The following is a 22,423-nucleotide window of genomic DNA, read 5'->3' as shown; positions in this document are numbered from 1 at the left end:
CGCCGCGCAGGACCGGCGCGCCGCCGGCCCAGGCCGCGAGCCCGCCGGAGATCGACAGCGCCACCAGAGTGGTCGGGATCGCGACCGCCTCCAGGCGCCCGGCCGGCGCCGCCAGCACCGCGGCGATCGGCAAGGCCGCGCCGCTGACGAAAGCCAGCGCCGAGGCGAGCGCGGCCTGCACCGGCCGCGCGCGCAAGGTGTCGGTGATGCCGAGCTCGTCGCGGGCGTGGCTGCCGAGCGCGTCGTGCGCGGTCAGCTGGCGCGCGACCTCCAGCGCCAGCTCGGGCGTCAACCCACGCTGGACGTAGATATGCGCGAGTTCGGCCAGTTCGCTCTCGGGATCCTCGCGCAGCTCGCGCCGTTCCACCGCGATGTCGGCCCGTTCGGTGTCGGCTTGCGAACGCACCGAGACGTACTCGCCGGCGGCCATCGACATCGCCCCGGCGACGGTGCCGGCGATGCCGCTGGCGAGAATGGCCGAAGGCGCCGCGCCGCTGGCGGCCACGCCGACCACCAGCCCGGCCACCGAGACGATGCCGTCCTTGGCGCCGAGCACCGCCGCGCGCAGCCAGCCGACGCGGTCGGAGCGGTGCGACTCGAAATGGCGGCTGCGCGAATGCGCTTGGGCGGACGGGGCGCGTGGGGTCATGGCGTCAGGCTCAGCCAGCGGCTCGCGTGCCGGTCCAGCGCGTTCGGCTCGAAGCCGCGCACGCGCCGCGACACCAGATGCTTGGAGCTGTAGAAGTACAAGGGAATCGCCGCATCGTCGTTGAGCAGGCGCTGCTCGGCCGCGCGCAGCCAGGCATTGCGCGCGGCTTCCGACTTCGCCGTATCGGCCTTGGCCAGGCGCTCGCGATAGCCGGGGTCGTCGTAGCCCATCCAGTTCAGCGGGCCGCCGCTGCCGAACGCGGCCAGGAAATTGCGCGCATCGGCGAGATCGCCGATCCAGCCGCCGCGAAACACCTGGGTGATGGTGCGCTGCTTGCGGTTCTGCACGAACACTTTCCATTCCTCGTTGCGCAGGCGCACCTGCACGCCGAGGGTCTGCCGCCACATCGCCGCGACCGCGAGGGCGAGGCGGCGGTGCGGGGTCGAGGTGTTGTAGCGCAGCTCGATCACCAGCGGCCGTTCGCTGGAATAGCCGGCGTGGCGATACAGCGCGCGCGCCTGCGCTTCGCGCTGCGCTTGCGGCAGCCTCGCCCAGGTCGTGGCCGCCGGCGTATAGCCGGCGATCCCCGGCGGCACGATGCCGTAGGCCGGGGTTTCGCCCAGGCCGGTGACGTAGCGGGTGAGCTTGTCGCGATCGATCGCCATCGACAGCGCGCGGCGCAGGGCCGCAGCGCGGTCGTCGCAGTCCGGCCGGACGCAGGCCTCGCTGCGGAACGGCGGGCGAGTGACGTTGAGGCCCAGCCAGAACGCGCCGAGGTAAGGCGACAGGCGCAGTTGCGAACCGAAGCGCGCGCGCAGCGAGGCCAGCGGCTGCGGCGGCACCACCTCGGTAAGGTGCAGGTCGCCGGCGGCGAAGCGTTGCAGCTCGGCGGCGGCGTCCTCGGTGACCTGGAAGCGCACGCGTTCGATCGCGACCGCGGCGGCGTCGTGGAAGCGCGGGTTCTTTTCCAGCAACAGATTCGCCTGCGGCGTCCACGCGCTGAGCCGGTAGGCGCCGTTGGAGACCAACTGCCCGGGCCGGGTGTGCTGCGCGCCGTGCCGCTCGACCGCGGGCAGATACACCGGAAACGCGATCGGCAGGGTCAGCAGGGCCGGCAGAGAGGCGCTGCGGTTGAGCTGGAAGCGCACGCTGCGCGGGTCCGGTGCCGACACGCCGAGGCGGTCCGGCGGCAGCGTGCCGGCCTGCACCGCCTGGGCATTGTCGAGCGCATCGAACAATTCGCCGAACGGCGCCGCGGTAGCCGGTGCGAAGGCGCGGCGGAAACTCGCGACGACCTGGCCGGCGTCGATCGGTTCGCCGTTGCTCCAGCGCAGGTTCTCGCGCAGGACGAAGGTCCAGCTGCGGCCGTCGGCCGACACCGACCAGCGTTCGGCCATGCCCGGCACCAGCCGGCCGCGCGCGTCCTCGGTCACCAGGCCTTCGTACAGGTCGCGCAGGACGTTGCCGCAGGCCACTTCCTGGCAGCGGTGGGCGTCCAGGGTGCTCGGTTCGGGACCGTTGCCGCGTTCCAGTTGCGACGGCATCGGCTGGGCCCGCGCCGCCGGCACGGACAGTGCGGCCAACAGCAGCATTCCCGGCAGCGGCAGCGCCGACAGAAACCTACCCGGGGGCCGCCTCCCTAGCAGATCGGCCGGCGACACGGCTGCACCATAGCGTTGCAAGGCGGGCGTTGTTCGATGCAAGGCTGGGTCTACACTGCCGGGGTCTTGCGATTGTAGGCGACGTCCCGCATATCCAGACCTTGATTCAGACAATGTGGCAAGCGGCCGGCCTTCGCACAGCGAGGCGCCGGCCGTGGCCGCTGGACCGTTTCGCGACGGCCGGCGGCTCTCCGCGCCCCGGGGCGCGAGCAGGGCATCCCGCCTTGCAGCAGGTTTTGCCAGCGAGGTGGATGTGTCCGGTCCCAGCCAAGTCAAAGATATTGAGATTCCCGATATCAAGGGCGGCGGTCGCGCCATGCTCGTCGAATACCTGGCTTCGGGCGCGCGCCCGGATTCGGACTGGAAGATCGGCACCGAGCACGAGAAGTTCGGTTTCCGCACCGACGACCTGCGTCCGCCGACCTTCGACGGCGAGCGCGGTATCGAAGCCCTGCTCAAGGGGCTGGTGCAGTTCGGCTGGACGCCGGTCGAAGAAAAGGGCCGGGTGATCGCCCTGACCCGCGACGAGGCCTCGGTGTCGCTGGAGCCGGCCGGCCAACTGGAGCTGTCGGGCGCGCCGCTGGCGACCCTGCACGACACTTGCGTCGAGGCCGCGACCCACCTGCGCGAAGTGCGCACGGTCGCCGAACCGATGGGCCTGGGCTTTCTCGGCATGGGCTTCCAGCCCAAGTGGCGCCGCGACGAGATGCCGTGGATGCCGAAGGGCCGCTACAAGATCATGCGCGAGTACATGCCCAAGGTCGGCTCGCTCGGCCTGGACATGATGACCCGCACCAGCACCGTGCAGGTCAACCTCGACGTGCGCGACGAGGCCGACATGGTGCGCAAGTTCCGCGTCTCGCTGGCCTTGCAGCCGATCGCGACCGCGTTGTTCGCCGACTCGCCGTTCACCGAGGGCCAGCCGAACGGCTATCTGTCCTACCGCTCGCACATCTGGACCGACACCGACCGCGACCGCACCGGCCTGCTCGATTTCGTGTTCGAGGACGGCTTCGGTTACGAGCGTTATGTCGACTATCTGCTCGACGTGCCGATGTACTTCGTCTACCGCGACGGCGAGTACATCGACGCCAGCGGCCAATCGTTCCGCGATTACCTCGACGCCAAGCTGCCGGCCTATCCGAATCAGCGCCCGACCCTGAAGGACTGGGCCGATCACACCACGACCGCGTTTCCGGAAGTGCGCCTGAAGAAGTACCTGGAGATGCGCGGCGCCGATTCCGGCCCCTGGAATCGCATCTGCGCCCTGTCGGCGTTCTGGGTCGGCCTGCTGTACGACGCCGAAGCGCTCGATGCGGCCTGGGACCTCGTGCTCGACTTCACCCCGGCCGAACGCCACGCCCTGCGCGACGGCGTGCCGAAGCACGGTTTCCAGCTGCCGTTCCGCGACAGCAACGTGCTCGAACTGTCGCGCCGCGCGCTGGAGATTTCCGCGCACGGGCTGAAGCGCCGCGCGCGCCTGAACGGCCACGGCGCCGACGAGTCGATTTATCTGGAACCGCTGATGGAATTCGTCGCGTTGGGCAAGAGCCCGGCCGAGCGCAAGCTCGAGCTGTTCCATGGGGCGTGGGGTGGAAATGTGGATGCGGTGTTCAAGGAGTTTGCGTACTGAGGTCGGTCGGGGCGCGATGTTTCGACCTAGTGGCGCGCCTACGCGACCCTTGTAGGAGCGGCGTGAGCCGCGATCGCACTGCTTCATTTTCGCGGCGCGGCTGTCTGGAGGCCAGGGTAGGAGCGACGCAAGTCGCGACCGCGCCGCCACGATCTCGCGGCGTCACTGGCCCTCCCTTGTAGGAGCGGCGTAAGCCGACCGCAGGGTTTCGGTTGCGACGCTTCTTGCCGCAGGGCGGTGAAGCCGAATCAAGAGCAAAGCTTCCGCCCTCAAAGGGTGCGGGTGACTTTCTCGTCCAAAGCAACAAAAGAAAGTCACCAAAGAAAAGTGCTTCTTCCTGCAAGAGCACCAGCCCGCGCGATCGCAGCCGACGCAGGGATGCTCCAGGCAGGCCATCCATGGCCCGCTTGCGCACGGCCCGCCTCCCTGCGGGCCGCCCTCCGGCTCTTCATTTGACCGGCAAAGCGGAAAATCAAAATCTCGGCAACGCAACGCAACGCAACGCAACGCAACGCAACGCAACGCAACGGTAGACGCTTCGCGTCCGCTTCTACCCCGGCGATAGCGCACCACTTCGATGGCATAGGCATTGATGCCTCTGCGCGTTCCGCGGTCGCGACTCACGTCGCTTCTACAGGAATGGTGACGTCGCACGCGCCAGTTGTTTGCGACTGCGTCTTTGCTTTGGCTGTGCGCCGCCTCGCACTAGCGAAGGCCATCGAAGACCCGGAGGCGGCCCGCAGGGATGCGGGCCGTTTTTCATCGGGACAGGGAGGTCCCGTAGGTAGATCCCTGCGCTTGCACCGCTCGTGCGGGCCTGTGATTCAAACAGAAGCACTTCTTTGGTTACCTTTGTTTTGTTGCTTTAGACAAAAGAAAGTAACCCGCCGCTTTAGTGGCGGAAGCTTTGGGTTTGATCTGGATCTTGATCGATTAGACGAAAGAGCCGCCGCAAGACCGCATCAGCGCGGTCGCGGCTTGCGCCGCTCCTACCCGGCGAGAGCACACCGCTTCGACGAGCGGCGACGGCCTCGTCATCTCTGCGCGTCCTGCGGTCGCGGCTCGCGCCGCTCCTACCCGCGCCGCCGCCGCGCGTGACCGCGGCGTCCCCATCAAACTCAACCCCGCCCCCCACGCGCGCCACTGCGCAACGCCGCAATCGCCCCGATCACGATCAGCGCCGCGCCGGCCAAGGTCGACGGGCGGGCGGGGTGGGCGAACAGCAGCCAGTCGAGGGCAGCGCTCACCGGGACCGCGACGTACATCAGCGGGGCGAGGGTGGAGGCGTTGTCCATGCCTCGATAGGCGAGGTCGCGCAGGGACTGGCTGCCGAGGCTGCACAGGGACATGCCGAGCAGGGCCAGCACCAGCACCGTGGTCGATTCGGTGCCGAGCGGTTGCGGCGGCAGATGGCCGAGGCCGAAGACGGCGAGCGGCAGGCCGACCAGCGAGGCCTGCATGTACAGCTTGAACTGGTTGCGGAACGGCGGCTGGTGTTGGGCGCTGCGGTAGAACAGCACCTGCGAGGCGGCCATGGCGAAGCCGCCGAACAGCGAGATCGCGGCGGTGCTCTGCAGGCTGCGCAACGCGGGCTGCAGCACTACCAGCACGCCGGCGAAACCGATCGCCAGGCCGCACAGCGCCGCCGGACGCAGGCGCTCGCCCAGCCAGACGCGCGCGATCAGCGGAATGAACAAGGGCCCGGTGTTGTACAGCAGCACCGCGTGCAGCAGGTCGCCGCGCATCGCCGCGAGCACGAAGCAGCCTTGCGAGATCACCACGCATACCGCCCGCACCCAGCCGGGCCGGTCGGCGCCGGACCAGACCGCGCGCCAGTCGTCGCGGCGGGCCAGGGCGACCAGGCACAGGCCCGGGATCGTGAAGCGCAGCCAGGTCACCAGTTCCGGCGGCAGACCACGGGTGTAGCGGCTCAGCAAGGCAAGCAAAGCCAGGCAGATCGAGGCGCTGGCCATCAGGCCGGCGCGCAGGGCCAAGGGACGGGGCGCGGCCGGCACGGCGACGGCGGGCAAGGAGGTTGCGGTCATGTGGTAAATCTATAGAGCCTCTCGGTCCGCATAAATCGAGAAAATCAAGAGCAGCGGTAAGTAAACATGACCACTTCGGATCCGCCGTCGCGACGCCTCCCGCCCCTGCGCGCCCTGCAGGCCTTCGCCGCGGTGGTCCGATACGACGGCATGCGCCGCGCCGCCGAGCGCATGCACCTGAGCCATGCGGCCCTGAGTCAGCACATCCAGCACCTGGAGGAAGCCTTCGGCCTGAGGCTGCTGGACCGCAGCGGCGGCCGCGCCCGGCCGACGCCGCTGGGACGCGAGTACGGCGAAGCCCTGATCGCCGGGTTCGAGCAGATCGAGGCCGCCACCGCCCGCCTGCGCATGCGCGGCGACGAAGGACGGCGCTTGATCCTCGGCGCGCCGACCAGCCTCGGCGTGAGCCTGCTGTTGCCGCGCATCGAGGAGTTTCCGGCCTATGCCGGGCTCGACCTGCAGTTGTTCTGCCCGGCGACCGCGCAGGACCTGGCGCAGAGCCGCATCCACGCCGCCTTGCTGCACCGCGAACCGCAGGCCGACGGCCTGCAAGGCGAGCTGCTGTTCGAACAGGCGATGCTGCCGGTGGCGGCGCCGGAACTGCACGCGCGGCTCGACCGCGAGCGCTGGTGGCAGGACCCGCTGCCCGGCGTGCGCCTGCTGCACGTCGTCAGCGAAGGGTGGCGCCAGGACTGGCCGAGCTGGTTCGGCGACGACCCCGCCGTCTGGCCGCTGCCGCATCTGCGCCTGTCTTCGCCGACGCCGGCGCTCAGTGCGGCGCTGGCCGGGCAGGGCATCGCCCTGATGTATCCGCGCCTGATCGCCGATCGCCTGGCCAGCGGCGAGCTGCTGCCCCTGCCGCTACCGCAGACGGCGCCGGTCAAGCGCGTCTATCTGGCCTGGTTGCCGCAAGCGCAGGGCAGCGCGCGGCTGGGGCATCTGCGCGACTGGCTGGCCGGTCTGTTGCGCGCCGATGACGATGGCGAACGCGCGACGGCCCAGTGCGCCGATGCCGCGCCGGCGCCCGCGGCCACCCCCTCTGGCGCGGCGCCCGCCGAATCACCACACTAGCGCCCGAATATCTCGCAAGGACCGCGTCATGCCGTATCTGGGCTTGGGGTTGCACGTCATCGTCGCGCTGTGTTTCGCCGTGCACGTGGTGCGCAGCGGGCAGGACCGGTATTGGCTGATGATCCTCTTCATGTTCCCGCTGCTCGGCAGCGTGGTCTACGGCTTCGCGATCTGGCTGCCGGAGCAGCGCCACAGCCGGCACGGCCGCGCCTTGGTCGGCAACGTGCGGCGCTTGCTCGATCCCGACCGCGAACTGCGCGAAGCCCAGGAGGCATTCGAGACCGCGGCCACCACCGACAATCGCCTGCGCCTCGCCGACGCCCTGTTGGCCAAGCAGCGCCCGGCCGATGCGGTGCCGTTGTATCGCGCTTCGCTCAGCGGCATCCACCGCGACGACCCGGACATCCAGGTCAAGCTCGCCCACGCGCTGCTCGAAAACGGCGAGGCCGCGCAAGCGCAGGCCTTGCTCGACGAACTGATCGCGCGGCGTCCCGACTTCCGTTCGCCGGAAGGGCATCTGACCTATGCGCGTGCGATCGCCGCGCAGGGCGACCGCGCCAAGGCCCGCGACGAGTTCGAGACCCTGCTCGGTTACAGCAGCGGTTTCGAACCGCACCTGCGTTATGCCGAAACCCTGGTCGGCTGGGGCGAACTCGGCCGTGTGCGCGAGCTGTGCGTGCAGGCGCAGGCGCGGGCCAAGCGTTTGCCGGCCTATGCGCGGCGCATGAACAAGCCGGCGCTGGACCGCCTCAAGGCGCTCGAGAAGCAAGCCTCCGCACCGTGAGGCCGGGATTGCCGGCCATTGTTTCCGGTGAAATCGTTTCGTTTGTAAGCGATTGCCGCTAGAACCGATACGCATATCGCTAGAACCGGTGCGCGGGCCAACCTGAGGCGATGGTCTCGGCGGTGCCGGCGGATCGATGCCGGCTCGCGGGAAAAAGCCGCTTGCGCAGGCCTCCTCGGCGCGGGGCGCGAGCCGGTGCGGACGAGACGATCGACGATCGCCGCGCGCGTCGCGCCCGAGGCTGCGGCAACGCAGCCGCCGCGCCGGTGTTGTAGCCTTGTCGGATGAATGTCCTCCTCGATACCAGCGACGAACCCTTGCGCGCCGTAGACTTCGCCTCGACCGACGCGCTGCTGCGCGACGACGTCAAAATGCTCGGCGCGCTGGTCGGCGAGATCCTCGCCGAACAGCGCGGACCGGAGTTTCTCGACGAAGTCGAGCGCCTGCGCCGCGCCGCCATTCGACGCCGCGAAGCGCAGGCGCCGATCGGCGCGCTCGCCGACGCACTGGCCGATACCGACCTGGAGCAGGCCAGCGACCTCGTGCGTGCGTTCGCGACCTATTTCCAGGCGGTCAACCTGGCCGAGCGGGTGCACCGCATCCGCCGTCGCCGCGACTACGAACGCAGCGGCGCCGGCGCCCAGCCCGGCGGCTTGCGCGATGCGCTCGGGGTGCTCTCGCGCCAGGGCGTCAGCGCCGAAGAAGTCGCCGCCTTGTTGCCGCGCTTGCGCATCGAACCGGTGTTCACCGCGCACCCGACCGAAGCGGTGCGGCGCGCCTTGCTCGAAAAGGAGCGCCAGATCGTCGGCTGCCTGGTCGACGACATCGACCGCGGCCGCACCCCGGCCGAACGCCGCGCCGACCGCGAGCGGATCCGCGTGGCCCTGACCGCGAGTTGGCAAACCGCCGAAGCGCCGGCGGCCAAGCCGAGCGTCGCCGATGAGTTCGAGCACGTCGGTTTCTATCTGTCCGACGTGCTCTATCGCGTGCTGCCGGTGTACTACGAAATGTTCGAGGAGGCGCTGCGCGAAACCTACGGGCCGTTCGCGCCGCTGCCGGACGTGCTCGGCTTCGGCACCTGGGTCGGCGGCGACATGGACGGCAATCCCAACGTCGGCGCCGACACCATCGCCGCGACGCTGGCCGGCCAGCGCGCGTTGGTGCTCAATGCCTACCGGCGCGAGCTGGGCAGCCTGGCCGAGTTGCTGAGCCAGTCGGTCACCCGCGTGCGCATCGACGACGCCGTGCTCGCCCGGGTCGAGGACTATCGCTACCAGTTGCCGAAGGCCGCCTCGCTGCTCAAGCCGCGCCATGCCGACATGCCCTACCGCAACCTCCTCAGCCTGATGGCGGCGCGGCTGCAGGCCACGGTCGAGGAAAGCGTGTACGGCTATCCCGATGCCGCGAGCTTCCTGGCCGACATCGCCCTGATCGAACGCAGCCTGGCGACGAACCAGGGCGCGCATGCCGGCAGCTTCGCGGTGCGCCGCCTGCGCCGCCGCGCCGAGTGTTTCGGCTTCCACCTCGCCAGCCTCGACCTGCGCCAGGATTCGGGCACCCACGATGCCGCGCTGGCCGCCCTGCTCGACCTGCCGGAGTGGGCGAGCCTCGACGTCGCCACTCGCGCCGCGCGCCTGCACACCTTGCTCGACGGCGACGCGCCGCCGGCGCGCGCCGCGGCCGCGCCGGCCCAGCCCACGCTCGACGTGTTCCGTGCCGTTGCCCGCCTGCGCCCGCGCTATGGCGAACGCGCGTTCGGCCCCTACATCGTCAGCATGAGCCGCAGCGCCGCCGATGCGCTGGCGGTGCTGGCGCTGGCCAAGACCGCCGGCTGCGTCGACCGCGACGGCCGCGTGCCGCTCGACGTCGCGCCCCTGTTCGAAACCGTCGACGACCTCGACGCCGCCGCCGACACCTTGCGCGCGCTGTTCGCCGATCCGATGTACCGCGCCCATCTGCGTGCGCGCGGCAACCGCCAGGTGGTGATGCTCGGCTATTCCGACAGCGCCAAGGACGGCGGCATGGTCGCCTCGCGCTGGGCTCTGCACCGCACCCAAAGCGCGCTGACCACGCTCGCCGCCGACAGCGGCGTGCGTATCGCCTTCTTCCATGGCCGCGGCGGTTCGATCAGCCGCGGCGGCGGCAAGACCGAGCGCGCGGTGATCGCCGCGCCGCGCGGTTCGGTCGACGGCTATCTGCGCCTGACCGAGCAGGGCGAAGTCATTCACCGCAAGTACGGTATTCGCGCGCTTGCCCTGCGCAATCTCGAACAGACCACCGGTGCGGTGCTGCGCGCGACCCTGCGGCCGCGCCCGCCGGAGCCGCGCGGCGACGGCTGGCGCGCGATGGCCGCCGAACTGGCCGCAGACGCGCGCGCCCATTACCGCGCGCTGGTCCATGAGGACGAAGCGTTCCCGGCTTACTTCCGCGCCGCCACGCCGATCGACGTGATCGAGCGGTTGCGCATCGGCTCGCGTCCGGCCAAGCGCGCCGGCATCGGCGACATCGGCTCCCTGCGCGCGATTCCCTGGGTGTTCGCCTGGTCGCAAAACCGCGCCGGGCTGACCGCCTGGTACGGCGTCGGCACCGCGCTCGAACAGGCCCTGGCGCGCCACGGTCGCGAGGCCTTGAATGAGATGTCGCGCGACTGGATGTTCTTCGGCACCTTGATAGACGACCTCGAAATGGTGCTGGCCAAGTCCGACCCGGCGATCTTCGAACGCTATTCCATGCTCGCCCAGGATTTGCCCGAAGGCGACCTGCACGCGCGCTTCCACCCCGGCATCGCCGAAGAGTTCGAACGCACCCGTCGCGCGGTACTGGCGATCAAGGGCAGCGACGAATTGCTGGCCGGCGATCACCGCCTGCGCCAGTCGATCCGATTGCGCAATCCCTACGTCGACCCGATCAGCCTGTTGCAGGTCGACCTGCTCGCCCGCTGGCGCGCCGCCGGCCGGCCGGACGATGCCTTGCAGCAGGCGCTGGTCGCGACCGTCAATGGGATTGCGGCGGGAGTGCAGAATACCGGGTGACTCGGACTCGGACTCGGACTCGGACTCGGACTCGGACTCGGGACTCGGGACTCGGGACTCGGGTTCGGTCGTGTCGTGTCGTGCTCCCAGGGTAGGAGCGACGCAAGTCGCGACCGCGCCGTATCCGGTTGCGGCGTCTACCGCAGAGCGGTAAAGCCACATCAAGATCTAAAGCTTCCGTCCGCTGACGCGGCCGGGTTACTTTCTTTTGCTGGCCCAAAAGAAAGATAACCAAAGAAAAGGCCTTCCCTGCAAGGGCACCAGCCCGCGCGATCGATGCCGACGCAGGGGTGCTCCAGACAGGCCATCCCTGGCCTGCTTGCGCACGGCCCGCCTCCCTGCGGGCCGCCCTACGGGTCAGCTTTTGACCGGCAAAGCGGTAAAGCGAATCAAAATCACGGCAACAGCAACAGCAACAGCAACAGCAACAGCAACAGCAACAGCAACAGCAACAGCAACAGCAACGGCGCCGCGTACCGACCACTGTAGGAGCGGCGTAAGCCGCGACCGAACAACCCCGCACCCGCGCCGCCAGCCGCAGATTCGCGGTCGCGGCTTGCGCCGCTCCTACCCTCGCGGAAACACATCGCCTCGATGGATGACATCGGCGTTGTTGCCCTCCCGCGTCCCTTGGTCGCGGCTCACGCCGCTCCTACAGGGATGGGTCGACGTGCTCCGATTCCCTGTTGTTGGCTTTGGCTTTGGCTTTGGCTTTGGCTTTGGCTTTGGCTTTGGCTGTGCGTCGCCGCGCACTAGCGAAGGCTAATGACGACCCGGAGGGCGGCCCGCAGGGATGCGGGCCGTTTTTCATCGGGACAGGGAGGTCCCGTATGAAAAATCCCTGCGCAAGCACCGATCGTGCGGGCCTGTGATTCAAAACAAAGCACTTTTCTTTGGTTACCTTTCTTTTGTTGCTTTAGACAAAAGAAAGTAACCCGCCGCTTTAGTGGCGGAAGCTTTGGGTTTGATCTTTGATCTTTGATCTTGATCTTGATCTTGATCCAGCTCTTTATTGAAGCGTGCGCCGCAAGGCCGCCGCAACGATGTCGCGGCTTGCGCCGCTCCTACCCCCGGCGAAAGCACGCTGCCGCGATGGGTGGCATCGGCCTGGTTGTCTCTGTGCGTCCCGCGGTCGCGACTCGCGTCGCTCCTACAGGGGCCTATCCAGGCCGACGCGAGACCGAAGCACGGCGGTCGCGTGCGCCGCCCTTACCTGGCGAAGCATGCCGCTCCGATGGAGGGCGTCGGTCCGGACTGGATCGGGGCGTCCCGTGGTACTATCCCCCAGTATGGTAACCGGCCATCCCTGGCCACCGAGGTGCCGCATGCCGCATTCGCCCGCCGAGAAGAAACGCGTCCTGGCCCGGGTGCGCCGCATCAAGGGCCAGACCGAGGCGCTGGAACGCGCGCTGGAGCAGGGCAGCGAGTGCGCCGCGGTGCTGCAGCAGATCGCGGCGATCCGCGGCGCGATCAACGGGCTGATGTCGGAGGTGCTGGAAAGCCATATCCGCGAGGAACTCGGTCAGGCCGCGTCGTCGCAGAAGCACCGCAGCACCAGCATCGACGAAGTCGCCGCGCTGGTGCGCTCGTACCTGAAGTAGGGCATCCATCGAATTCCGCCGTGTCGCCCGATCGCGACGCGCGCACCGCATCCCTCCCGACACCGGGACGTCATTGGAGAACACCATGAAAAGCCGCGCCGCCGTCGCCTTCGCCGCCGGACAACCCCTGCAGATCGTCGAGATCGACGTCGAGCCGCCGCGCGCCGGCGAAGTGCTGGTGCGCATCACCGCGACCGGGGTCTGCCACACCGATGCCTTCACCCTCAGCGGCGACGATCCGGAAGGTCTGTTCCCCGCGGTGCTCGGCCACGAAGGCGGCGGCATCGTGGTCGAAGTCGGCGAAGGCGTGACCAGCGTCAAGCCCGGCGATCACGTGATTCCGCTGTATACGGCCGAATGCCGCAAGTGCAAGTTCTGCCTGTCGGGCAAGACCAACCTCTGCCAGGCGGTGCGCGCGACCCAGGGCAAGGGCGTGATGCCGGACGGCAGCAGCCGTTTCAGCTACAACGGCCAGCCGATCCATCACTACATGGGCTGCAGCACCTTCAGCGAGTACACGGTGGTCGCCGAAGTCTCGCTCGCGGTGGTCAACCCGCAAGCGCCGCTGGAAAAGGTCTGCCTGCTCGGCTGCGGCGTCACCACCGGCATCGGCGCGGTCCACAACACCGCCAAGGTCCAGCCCGGCGATACGGTCGCGGTGTTCGGCCTCGGCGGCATCGGCCTGGCGGTAATCCAGGGCGCGGTGCAGGCCAAGGCCGGGCGGATCATCGGCGTCGACACCAACCCGGGCAAGTTCGAGCTGGCCAAGTCGATGGGCGCGACCGACTGCGTCAACCCGAAGGACCATGACCGGCCGATCCAGGACGTGCTGGTCGAAATGACCGACGGCGGCGTCGATTTCAGCTTCGAGTGCATCGGCAACGTCAACGTGATGCGTGCGGCACTGGAGTGTTGCCACAAGGGCTGGGGCGAGTCGGTCATCATCGGCGTCGCCGGCGCCGGCCAGGAGATCAGCACGCGTCCGTTCCAGTTGGTCACCGGCCGTGTCTGGCGCGGCTCCGCCTTCGGCGGGGTCAAGGGCCGCACCCAGTTGCCGGGCATGGTCGAGCAGGCGATGAAGGGCGAGATCGACCTCGACCCCTTCATCACTCACATCCTGCCGCTGGAGCGCATCAACGAGGCCTTCGACCTGATGCACGCGGGCAAGTCGATCCGGACCGTGATTCACTACTGAGTGCGTCGGTGAAGCACGTCCAGGTCGTCGACGGCGCCGACAACTGCGTCTACGACGTGTATGCGATCGACGATGAAGATTTCCGGTGCCTGTTCCCCGACGGGCAGGACGTCGCTTTCATCGACGAAGTATTGGCGCGAGGCGATCCGGACAGGCTCGATGCGGTATTCGAGCGGCTCTGGAAACAGCGCGTGGCCAAGCACGAGATCAGCGGACTGCACGGCTTGCTGTTTTATGGGTTGGAGCACAAGAAGGCTTACTATCCCGACCGCACCGATGCCGGCGCGATCAATCCGAACGGATCGCGCTTGCGTTGAGGTCGCGGCTTTCACCGCGACCCTCCGCAAGGGCCAATGAAGGCAAACAAGACCACCGAGGGCGTCATGCAGAAAATCGAATCCCACGCGTGCTTCGGCGGACGCCAGGAAGTCTGGAGCCATACCGCGACCACCCTGGGCTGCCCGATGCGCTTCGGCGTATACCTGCCGCCGCAGGCCGAGCGGGACGACTGCCCGGTGCTGTACTGGCTGTCGGGCCTGACCTGCACCGAGCAGAACTTCATCACCAAGGCCGGAGCGCAGCAGTACGCGGCCGAGCACGGGCTGATCCTGGTCGCCGCCGACACCAGTCCGCGCGGCGAGGGCGTGCCCGATGCAGAGGGCTACGACCTGGGCCAGGGCGCCGGCTTCTATGTCAATGCGACGCGACCGAAGTGGGCGGCGAATTTCCGCATGTACGACTACGTCGTCGACGAATTGCCGGCATTGGTCGACGCGCATTTTCCGACCACCAGCGCGCGGGCGATCAGCGGCCACTCGATGGGCGGCCACGGCGCCCTGATGATCGCGTTGAAGAACCCGGGCCGCTATCGCAGCGTGTCGGCGTTCTCGCCGATCGCCGCGCCCTCGCACTCGCCCTGGGGCGAGAAGGCGTTCACCGCCTATCTCGGCGAGGACCGCGAGGCCTGGAAGGCCTGGGATGCGACTGCGCTGGTCGCCGGCGCGCGCGAAAAATTGCCGCTGTTGATCGACCAGGGCGGCGACGACGAATTCCTGGTGCCGCAGCTCAAGCCCGAGCTGCTGCGGGTCGCCTGCGAAGTCGCCCGGCATCCGCTCGAACTGCGCATCCGCCCGGGCTACGACCACAGCTATTACTTCATCGCCAGCTACATCGGCGAGCACATCGCCCACCACGCGCGCGCCCTGCACGGCTGAGCCGGTTGCGACCTGCGGCGCCGTCGCTTGCCGCGACGGCGCCTAGGTTCGCGAGCTCGCGATCAGGCCGCGGTCACGTCGCGCAGTTCCCAACCGCTGCCGGCGAGCAGGCGCAGGCGATGCTTGATGACGTTGCCCGACAACGAAGTGACGACCACCAGGTCCTGGCGCAGGTCGCGCTGTTCGCCGTGCACGCTGGCGTCCGGATCGGTCGCGCCGAGGCTGGGGTCGACCTCGTCCGGCTCCGGTTGCTTGGCCCGCCAACGTTCGAACAGGCCGTCGTGGCGCAATGCCCCCTGCAGTTCCTCGGCGAAGCCTTCCGCGCTGACCGCGCGAAACGACAACGCAGCGTCGCTGCCGCGAGCGCGTTCGGCATCCGGCAGCGTGATGTAGTAACGGGTGGCCATCGTGGCGCCTCGTGCGAAGTTGTCGTTAGCCTATGCCGGCCAACATTGTTGGTTTGTGAACGCGCGAATTCGAACGCTTGACGACGCTCGCTCAGCGCGCCGGGACACGCGGGCGCCGTCCGCCGCCGCCCTGCGCCGGCCCATCGCGTTCGTCCGCGGACTCGCTGCGCAATGTCTCGATCAACGAATAGACCCACGGCCGCGTGGCCAGCAACAGGCCGACGCTGCGCCGTTTCGACGGCGGCAGACTGAGGTCCAGTTCCGCGGCTTCCTTGAACTCCGTCTGCAGGCGTTCGAGCTTGCGCCGCAGCACCGCCAGCGACGCGGCCCCCAGTTCGCGGATATCCAGGGCCAGCAAGGCCTCGGACGATTGGAATCCGTCGAGCAGGAACTCGCGGCTCGCCGCGCCCAGGTAGCGCGCGCGCACCGGGCCGTCGTCGCGCCAGGAGAAGTCGCGCGGCACGCGCAGGCGGACCTTGTCGCCGGGCAGCAGTTCCGCCAGGGCCAATCGGTCCAGGCGCGCCAGCAGGCGGGTCAGTTCCGGCGCGCTCAACTCGAAGCCGGCGCGTATCGCATCGGTCCGCCAGCCCTGGCAGAGCAGGTGGAACACGGTCATCAGCCGCGGCGAGCGCGCCAGTTCCGCTTCCTGTTTCGGGCTCAGGTGACGGGGCTCGTCGCGCGCGCCGCGGGAGCGGCGCGCGAGCTCGAAAAAGTCCAGGTCCAGCACCGTGCAGATGCGTTCGAGCCGCTCCAGGTCGATGCGTCCGTTCGACAGCAGGCGTTTGACGGTGGGCTCCGACAGGTCCAGCGCATGGGCGAGGTCGGCATAGCGCCAACCGCGCTCCTTGAGCACGGTCTTGAGCGCGGCGAGGAGGCGTTCGCGTTCGGCCATGGCGGCAAGGTGCCTGCAGTCGGGATGCCTGGGATCATAATCCGATACCTGATCTGACGGGGTTGCGGCTTCCGATACCGGCCGGCCAAGGTGGAACGGCCTCGCCGCCACGGTATCCGCCATGTCCGCCGCCATCGCACCGCCTACTGCACCGTTTCCTGCTGCGACCCTCCACCTCAACGATGTCCACTCCGGCCTCAACCGCACCGCGATCGCCGGCCTGCTGCAGCCGCGCAGCCTCGACCAGGCCTGCGCCGCGGTGCGCGACTGCGCGCGCCTGGGCCGTTCGACGATCGCAGTGGGCGCGCGCCACGCCATGGGCGGTCAGCAATTCCTGTCCGGCGGCTGGCTGCTGGACAGCGCGGGCCTGGACCGCATCGTCGAATTCGATCCCGAGCGTGGCCTGGTCACGGTCGAGGCCGGCGTGCAGTGGCCGGCCTTGCTGGACTGGTTGGCGCGGCATCCGGACAACGCCCGCGGCTGGACCATCCGGCAAAAGCAGACCGGCGCCGACGGCTTCAGCCTGGGCGGCGCCTTCGCATCGAATATCCACGGCCGCGGCCTGGCCTTCGCGCCCTTCGTCGAGGATGTCGAGTCGATCGTGTTGATCGACCATCGCGGCGACGCGCGCATCGCCGACCGCGAGCGCAATGCCGAGTGGTTCGCGCTCGCCGCCGGCGGCTACGGCCTGTTCGGCCTGGTCGCGCGACTGACTTTGCGGCTGGTGCCGCGCACGGTGCTGCGGCGCGAGGTCGCGCTGCTGCGGGTAGGCGAGTTGATGCCGCATTTGCAGGCGGCGATCGCCGACGGCTGCAGCTACGGCGATTTCCAGTTCGCGATCGATCCGGCCAGCGACGACTTCCTCGACCTCGGCATCGCCTCCTGCTACCGGCCGCTCGCCGATGCCGTGCCCGACCTCGCGCCGCGGCATCTGGGCGGCGAAGACTTCGCCCGTCTGCTGGGCCTGGCGCATACCGAGCCGAGCCGCGCCTTCGCCGAATACGCCGCGTTCTACCTGGCCACCCACGGCCAGCACTATGCCTCCGACAGCCAGCAGACCGGCGTCTACCTGGACGGTTACCACGCCGGCGTCGACGCGGCGCTGGGCCATTGCGGCTCGGAGATGATCACCGAGCTTTACGTGCCGCGGGCGCGACTGGCCGAATTCATGGCCGCGGCCGCCGCCTGCCTGCGCCGTCATCGCGCGCAACCGATCTACGGTACGGTACGGATCGTCTGCGCCGAGCGCAGCAGCATGCTGGCCTGGGCACGCGAGGACTGGGCCTGCATCGTGTTCAATCTGCATGTGCGCCACGTTCCGGCCGGGCGCCGCGCCGCCGCGGCCGCGTTCCGCGCCCTGATCGACGAGGCGCTGGCCTGCGGCGGCAGCTACTATCTCACCTATCATCGCCATGCCACCCGCGATCAGGTCGAGGCGGCCTACCCGCAGTTCCGCGCCTTCCTGCAGCGCAAGCGCGAACTCGACCCGGACAGGCGCTGGGACAGCGACTGGTTCCGCCACCACGAAGCCTTGTTTGCGCGGGCCGGCGCATGAGCGGGATGCCCTCGACCGATCAGTCTTCCAGCCCGGGCTCGGTGAGCCCGCACCCGAAGAACGTGTCCACCGCGATGCTGGTCGCGGCGGCAACCGTGCGGCAGGCGCGTGAACATGCCGAACTGGCGCAGCAGGCGCAGCTCGCCCGCGCCTGTCTGGAGCGCTGCGGTGCGGGCGGACGCAGGCTGCTGTGGCTGGTCGACCATGCCCTGGGACGCGCCTGCCTGAGCGCGCTGGAGGCGCTGGCCCTGCCGGGCCTGCGCGGGCATTACGCTTGGCGCAAGCGGTGCATCGCGCAATGGGCCGACCGCGCCTGCGCGGACGGCGCGGCGCAGGCGGTGCTGATCGGCAGCGGCTACGACGGACTCGGATGGCAACTGACGCAGCGGCAGCCGGCGTTGCGGGTGTTCGAACTCGACCGCGCCGGCACCGTAGCGCTCAAGCGCGAGGCGCTGCGTCAGTTGCGAGCGGATGCATCGCGCCTGCATCCGATCGGAATCGATCTGCAGCGCGACGATACGCTGGACGCTTTGCTTTCCGACCCTGGCTTCGACCCGGCGCTGCCCACCCTGTGCGTGGCCGAAGGCGTGCTGATGTATCTGTCGTCGACGCGGGCACAGCGACTGCTGCGCGCCTTGGCGCAGCAGCTGTCGTCGCCGGTCCTGGTCGCCACGGCGATGGAATTGCGGGACGGGCGGCCGCGGTTCCGTCGCGAACGGCCATGGGTACGCGGTTGGCTGCAGCGGCGCGGCGAACCGTTCCGCTGGGGCTGCGAGCGCGATGCGCTCGGCGAATGGCTGGCGGAGTGTGGCTGGCGCCTGCGCGCGTTGGCCGAGCCGGGCGACCCGGACGATCCCGACCCGAGTCCCGGCGAATGGTTGTTCCTGGCGCAAAGCGCGGCGGCATCGCCGCCGCGCTGATACGAACCGAGTGCGCGCGGCAGCGGTGCCCCCGCGCTGACCGACTGCGCGGCGACGAGGCCGCCGCCGCGCCGGTCGGTCTTAGTCTTCGTCGTGCCCGTGCGCTTCGTGCGGGCCGTGGCCCTTCGGGCAATGACAGACCGAGGTCGGGCCGAACTCGATGCCGAAGGTCTGGCCGTCGCGGTGGCGCTGCCAGTAGAAGTTCGGTGCCTTCTCGCCCCGGTTGCCGAGCTCGGCCATGTCGGCGTCGACGTCGAACAGCCGCCCGTCGACCATCACGTAGCGGGTGTCGATGGTCGAGCGGATGTTCTCCAGCGGGTTGCTGTTGAGCACCACCAGGTCGGCCTTCTTGCCGGCTTCGAGCGAGCCGAGCTGCCCGGACAGGCCGAGGTAGTCGGCGCCGTCGATGGTGGCCGCGCGCAAGGCCTCGAAGTTGCTGAAACCGCCCTGCGGCAGCATCCAGATTTCCCAGTTCGCCGACAGGCCCTGCAACTGGCCGTGGCCGCCGACCTGGATCTTGACCCCGGCGTCGCGCAGCTTCTTCACCGACTTGGCGACCTGCACATGCCAGTAATCCCAGTCCGGCGCGGTCTCGCGGCGGATCGAGCGCGCATCGAGGGTCTCGCGCGGGAAGAAGCGGTTGAGCTTCTTGTCTTCCCAGACGTTGTCGCGCGCATACCACCAGTACTCGCCGGACAGGCCGCCGTAGCTCACCACCAGGGTCGGCGTGTTGCGCACGTTGGTCTGCCGCCACAGTTCGACCACGTCCTTGTACAGCGGCGCGACGGGGATGTTGTGCTCGATGCCGGTGGCGCCGTCGAGGATCATCGGCATGTTGTGGTTGAAGGTCGAACCGCCTTCCTCGACCACCAGCATGCCGAGCTCGCGCGCGGCCTGATTGATCTGCTGGTGCTGTTCGCGGCGCGGCTGGTTGTAGCTCTTGACCGAGAACGCGCCGTTGGCCTTCATCCGGCGCAGGTGGCTGCGGGCATCGTCGATCGAGTTGATCACCGCCTTGAAGTCGCCGTCGGCGCCGTACAGGATCGTGCCGGTGGAGAACACGCGCGGCCCGACCATCTTGCCGGCCTTCAGCAACTCGGCTTCGGAGAACACGAACTCGGTGGTCGCCGAGGGGTCGTGCATGGTGGTGATGCCGAAGGCGAGGTTGGTGTAGTAGGCCCAGTTCTGCTGCGGGACGACCCCTTGGCCGAAATGCGCGGCGTGCGCGTGCACGTCGATATAGCCCGGCAGGATGGTCTTGCCGCGGGCGTCGATGACGCGCGCGCCGGCCGGCACCGCGACTGCGCCGCTGGCGCCGACCGCTTCGATCTTGTCGCCGCGCACCACCACGGTGCCGTCCTCGATCACTTCCTGCGTAGTCTCGGCATCGCGCATGGTCACCACGCGCGCATGGGTGAAGGCGACGGTGTCGCGCGCCGCGTACACCGGCAGGTCGAGGCCGACGCGCACGCCGGTTTCGTCGGCCGAGGGTTTCGCCGGCGTCGCCGGCGCGCCCGGCAGGAAGGCGAAGGCCTGGTTGAGCGGGCGCGAGTAATAGCGGTCGCCGACCATCCAGTGCAGCGACTTCGAATCGGCCGCCCAGTGCAGGTAGCTGCCGACGTCGGCGCTGACCGGCGTCACCGGCATTGCCTTGCTGTCTTTGCTCAGTTCGACCGAGCTGCCGGTGGTCATCAGCGGCGCGACATAGGCGTTGAACAACTCAGTGAAGGCGACCCACTTGCCGTCCGGGCTGATGCTGACCGAGTCGACGTACTTGAGGTTGTAAACCTCGCGCGGCTCCTCGCCGTGCAGGCCGACTGACATCAGCTTCTTCTTCAAGCCGCCGCCGGTGAGGTAGTACACGCGGCTGCCGTCGGCGCTGAACTGCGGCGCCTCGCCGCTGTCGGCGACGCGGGTCGGCTTGCCGCCGTCGGCCGACATCACGTAGATGCCGCGGTCGGCCGACCACAGGCTGCCGGTGAGGCCGCCGCCGCCGGCCTTGGCGTAGACGATGCGCTTGCCGTCGGGCGAGAAGCGCGGGCCGTAGTAGAAGCCCTTGTCCTGGGTCAGGCGCTTGCCGCCGCCACCGCCGGCGCTGGCGACGTAGATCGCGCTGAGCGCCTCGTCGGACCAGGTCGTGTACAGCAGCTTGCCGCCGTCGGCGCTGAAGCTGGGCTGGTATTCGTAGAGATTGTCGTTGCCGGTGAGGCGTTCGGGCTTGCCGTCGGGCAGGCGCTTGCGCCACAGCTGGCCGACCGCGTGGAAGACCAGGGTCTTGCCGTCGGCGCTGGTGGCGACGTCGCGGATCATCTTCGGCGCGAAGCGGCCTTCGTCGAGCTTGTGCTCGAAGCGCAGCGCCTCGGTCACGGTCTGTTCGATCGAGGCCTGGAACGCGATCGGCTCGGGCTTGCCGCTGGCCATGGCGACGCGCCACAGCTTGCCCTGCGCCCAGATCACCACCGACTTGGAGTCCGGCGTCCAGGAGAAATTCGCATACGGCCCGAAGATCGCCCAGGCCTCCTGCATGTCGTGCGACAGCCCGTCCCAGACCGGCCGGCTTTCGCCGCTGGCCAGGTCGAGCACGTGCAGCACCGACTTGTCGCGGATGCGCTTGACGAAGGCCAGCGACTTGCCGTCCGGCGAAGGCTGCGGCCGCACCGCGCCGCCGGGCGTGCCGATCACCGTCTCGCTCTTGCCGGTTTCGCGGTCGAAGCGCTTGATCGCATAGACCGTGTCGTGGACGTTCTTGTTGTACTGGAAGGCCGGGCCGGCGCTGACGTCCTCGGAGTAATAGACGTAGCGCCCGTCCGGCGAGACCGCCGGTTCGCCGAGGTCTTGCTGATCGTTCTTTTGCTTGGTCAGCTGCAGGCCACCGCCGCCGCCCGCGGCATGGTAGATCCACAACTCGCCGGCGCCGAGCGAACGCTCGCCGGTGAAATGCTTGCGTCCGACCAGGAACTGGCCGTCCGGCGTCCACGCCGGGTTGTTGAGCAGGCGGAAATCTTCCTTGGTCACCGCGACCGGATTGCTGCCGTCGGCCTTGACCCGCCAAAGGTTGTTGCCGCCGCCGCGGTCGGAGGTGAAGGCGAGCTCGCGGCCGTCGGGCGACCAACGCGGTTGCACATCCCAGGCCGGGCCGCTGGTGATGCGCCTGGCCTGGCCGCCGCCGATCGGCAGGCGGTACAGATCGCCGAGCAGCGAGAACACGATCTCGCGGCCGTCGGGCGAGACGTCCAGGTCCATCCAGGTGCCTTCGTCGGTCTCGAAGCGCACCGTCTTGGTCGGGCCGTGCGGCGCCGAGACGTCCCACTTCTTCTCGTCCTTGTCGCCGGGCTTGCTGGCGCCCTTGGCGGTCTGCGCCGACGCGCGCGCCGGATCGGTACCGGCCGGCTTCAGTGCGTCCTGTTCCAGCTGGGCGGCGGGCGCATCGCCTTGTTTCTCGCCTTGTTTCTTGTCCTGCGGTGCGGGTTGCGGCGGGTTCTGCGCGTAGGCGGGCAGGGCGAGCGCGCTGGCGAGCGCAAGGGCGAGCAGGCGGTGACTGGGCATCGAGCGGTTACCTGGGACTGACGATGGACCGAGCCTAACCCGCACCGCCGCCCGGGGCCTGGGCTAGAAGTCGTGTTCGGTGGGGTATGGCGAGGTGTCGATCGCTGTCGCCGAGTCGAGCAAACCGATCCCCAACCTTCGCTGCAAGAAAGGGAACGCTTGCGTTGCCAGGGCGAGCGGCTTCGCAGTCGCAGCGCCCCCGATGCGAGCGAGAGTCC

The 22,423-nt window shown here is 68.9% G+C and carries 17 protein-coding genes; 10 read left to right on the top strand and 7 right to left on the bottom strand.

Annotation, left to right across the window (positions count from 1 at the left end; all coding sequences use genetic code 11):
- Positions 1-649: VIT1/CCC1 transporter family protein (locus ACSAMQ_RS10285; RefSeq protein ID WP_435395560.1), on the bottom strand; the 649-nt coding region annotated here is incomplete at its 3' end.
- Entirely contained in the window at positions 646-2,232 is a 1,587-nt protein-coding gene (locus ACSAMQ_RS10280; RefSeq protein WP_435395559.1) for a peptide ABC transporter substrate-binding protein, read from the bottom strand. The genes ACSAMQ_RS10285 and ACSAMQ_RS10280, both read right to left, overlap by 4 nt.
- Positions 2,233-2,563: 331 nt before the next feature.
- Here ACSAMQ_RS10280 and ACSAMQ_RS10275 point away from each other — a divergent pair, with 331 nt between their 5' ends.
- A complete protein-coding gene (locus ACSAMQ_RS10275; protein WP_435395558.1) occupies positions 2,564-3,943 on the top strand; it encodes a glutamate--cysteine ligase in 1,380 nt (459 codons plus the stop codon).
- Positions 3,944-5,061: 1,118 nt separating this feature from the next.
- On the opposite strand, the gene ACSAMQ_RS10270 is transcribed toward ACSAMQ_RS10275, so the two are convergent.
- Complete coding sequence (locus tag ACSAMQ_RS10270) at positions 5,062-5,988, bottom strand: DMT family transporter (protein WP_435395557.1); 927 nt, start codon at positions 5,986-5,988, stop codon at positions 5,062-5,064.
- Positions 5,989-6,054: 66 nt separating this feature from the next.
- On the opposite strand from ACSAMQ_RS10270, the gene ACSAMQ_RS10265 reads away from it, so the two are divergent.
- The 3 genes from ACSAMQ_RS10265 (at position 6,055) to ppc (ending at position 10,875) form a co-directional block, all read left to right on the top strand.
- Positions 6,055-7,059 carry a LysR family transcriptional regulator gene (locus ACSAMQ_RS10265; protein WP_435395556.1) on the top strand — a complete coding sequence of 335 codons (1,005 nt, stop codon included), beginning with the start codon at positions 6,055-6,057 and terminating at the stop codon, positions 7,057-7,059.
- 28 nt (positions 7,060-7,087) lie between these two features.
- Positions 7,088-7,843, top strand: a complete 756-nt coding sequence (locus ACSAMQ_RS10260) for a tetratricopeptide repeat protein (RefSeq protein WP_435395555.1) — start codon at positions 7,088-7,090, stop codon at positions 7,841-7,843.
- Positions 7,844-8,127: 284 nt separating this feature from the next.
- Positions 8,128-10,875, top strand: coding sequence for a phosphoenolpyruvate carboxylase (ppc, locus tag ACSAMQ_RS10255; RefSeq protein ID WP_435395554.1), 2,748 nt, complete (start codon positions 8,128-8,130; stop codon positions 10,873-10,875).
- Between the two features lie 395 nt (positions 10,876-11,270).
- Here the strand turns inward: ppc and ACSAMQ_RS10250 are convergent, their stop codons facing one another.
- Positions 11,271-11,480 carry a hypothetical protein gene (locus ACSAMQ_RS10250; RefSeq protein WP_435395553.1) on the bottom strand — a complete coding sequence of 70 codons (210 nt, stop codon included), beginning with the start codon at positions 11,478-11,480 and terminating at the stop codon, positions 11,271-11,273.
- 720 nt (positions 11,481-12,200) lie between these two features.
- Here ACSAMQ_RS10250 and frmR point away from each other — a divergent pair.
- The 4 genes from frmR to fghA all read left to right on the top strand — a co-directional run bounded on the left by frmR (position 12,201) and on the right by fghA (position 14,885).
- Positions 12,201-12,476, top strand: coding sequence for a formaldehyde-responsive transcriptional repressor FrmR (frmR, locus tag ACSAMQ_RS10245; protein ID WP_435395552.1), 276 nt, complete (start codon positions 12,201-12,203; stop codon positions 12,474-12,476).
- 85 nt (positions 12,477-12,561) lie between these two features.
- Complete coding sequence (locus ACSAMQ_RS10240) at positions 12,562-13,671, top strand: S-(hydroxymethyl)glutathione dehydrogenase/class III alcohol dehydrogenase (protein ID WP_435395551.1); 1,110 nt, start codon at positions 12,562-12,564, stop codon at positions 13,669-13,671.
- An 8-nt stretch (positions 13,672-13,679) separates the two neighbouring features.
- The gene (locus ACSAMQ_RS10235; protein WP_435395550.1) at positions 13,680-13,988 is read left to right on the top strand and encodes a hypothetical protein; all 309 of its coding nucleotides are present in this window, start codon (positions 13,680-13,682) and stop codon (positions 13,986-13,988) included.
- 66 nt (positions 13,989-14,054) lie between these two features.
- Positions 14,055-14,885 carry an S-formylglutathione hydrolase gene (fghA, locus tag ACSAMQ_RS10230; protein ID WP_435395562.1) on the top strand — a complete coding sequence of 277 codons (831 nt, stop codon included), beginning with the start codon at positions 14,055-14,057 and terminating at the stop codon, positions 14,883-14,885.
- Positions 14,886-14,947: 62 nt separating this feature from the next.
- Here fghA and ACSAMQ_RS10225 read toward each other — a convergent pair whose 3' ends face one another.
- Both ACSAMQ_RS10225 and ACSAMQ_RS10220 read right to left on the bottom strand, forming a co-directional pair.
- The gene (locus ACSAMQ_RS10225; RefSeq protein WP_435395549.1) at positions 14,948-15,292 is read right to left on the bottom strand and encodes a hypothetical protein; all 345 of its coding nucleotides are present in this window, start codon (positions 15,290-15,292) and stop codon (positions 14,948-14,950) included.
- Positions 15,293-15,383: 91 nt separating this feature from the next.
- Positions 15,384-16,184, bottom strand: a complete 801-nt coding sequence (locus ACSAMQ_RS10220; RefSeq protein ID WP_435395548.1) for a helix-turn-helix domain-containing protein — start codon at positions 16,182-16,184, stop codon at positions 15,384-15,386.
- A gap of 121 nt (positions 16,185-16,305) precedes the next feature.
- On the opposite strand from ACSAMQ_RS10220, the gene ACSAMQ_RS10215 reads away from it, so the two are divergent.
- Both ACSAMQ_RS10215 and ACSAMQ_RS10210 read left to right on the top strand, forming a co-directional pair.
- Positions 16,306-17,739 carry an FAD-binding oxidoreductase gene (locus tag ACSAMQ_RS10215; protein WP_435395547.1) on the top strand — a complete coding sequence of 478 codons (1,434 nt, stop codon included), beginning with the start codon at positions 16,306-16,308 and terminating at the stop codon, positions 17,737-17,739.
- Between the two features lie 5 nt (positions 17,740-17,744).
- Positions 17,745-18,659 carry a class I SAM-dependent methyltransferase gene (locus ACSAMQ_RS10210; protein WP_435395546.1) on the top strand — a complete coding sequence of 305 codons (915 nt, stop codon included), beginning with the start codon at positions 17,745-17,747 and terminating at the stop codon, positions 18,657-18,659.
- A gap of 81 nt (positions 18,660-18,740) precedes the next feature.
- Here the strand turns inward: ACSAMQ_RS10210 and ACSAMQ_RS10205 are convergent, their stop codons facing one another.
- Entirely contained in the window at positions 18,741-22,205 is a 3,465-nt protein-coding gene (locus ACSAMQ_RS10205) for an amidohydrolase family protein (protein WP_435395545.1), read from the bottom strand.
- Positions 22,206-22,423: the final 218 nt, after the last annotated feature.

It is taken from the genome of Lysobacter sp. 1R34A, from assembly GCF_051217035.1.
Taxonomy (GTDB): Bacteria; Pseudomonadota; Gammaproteobacteria; order Xanthomonadales; family Xanthomonadaceae; genus Lysobacter.
Note: the sequence above shows the minus strand (reverse complement) of the source record. Positions and strands in the feature narration are given on the sequence as shown.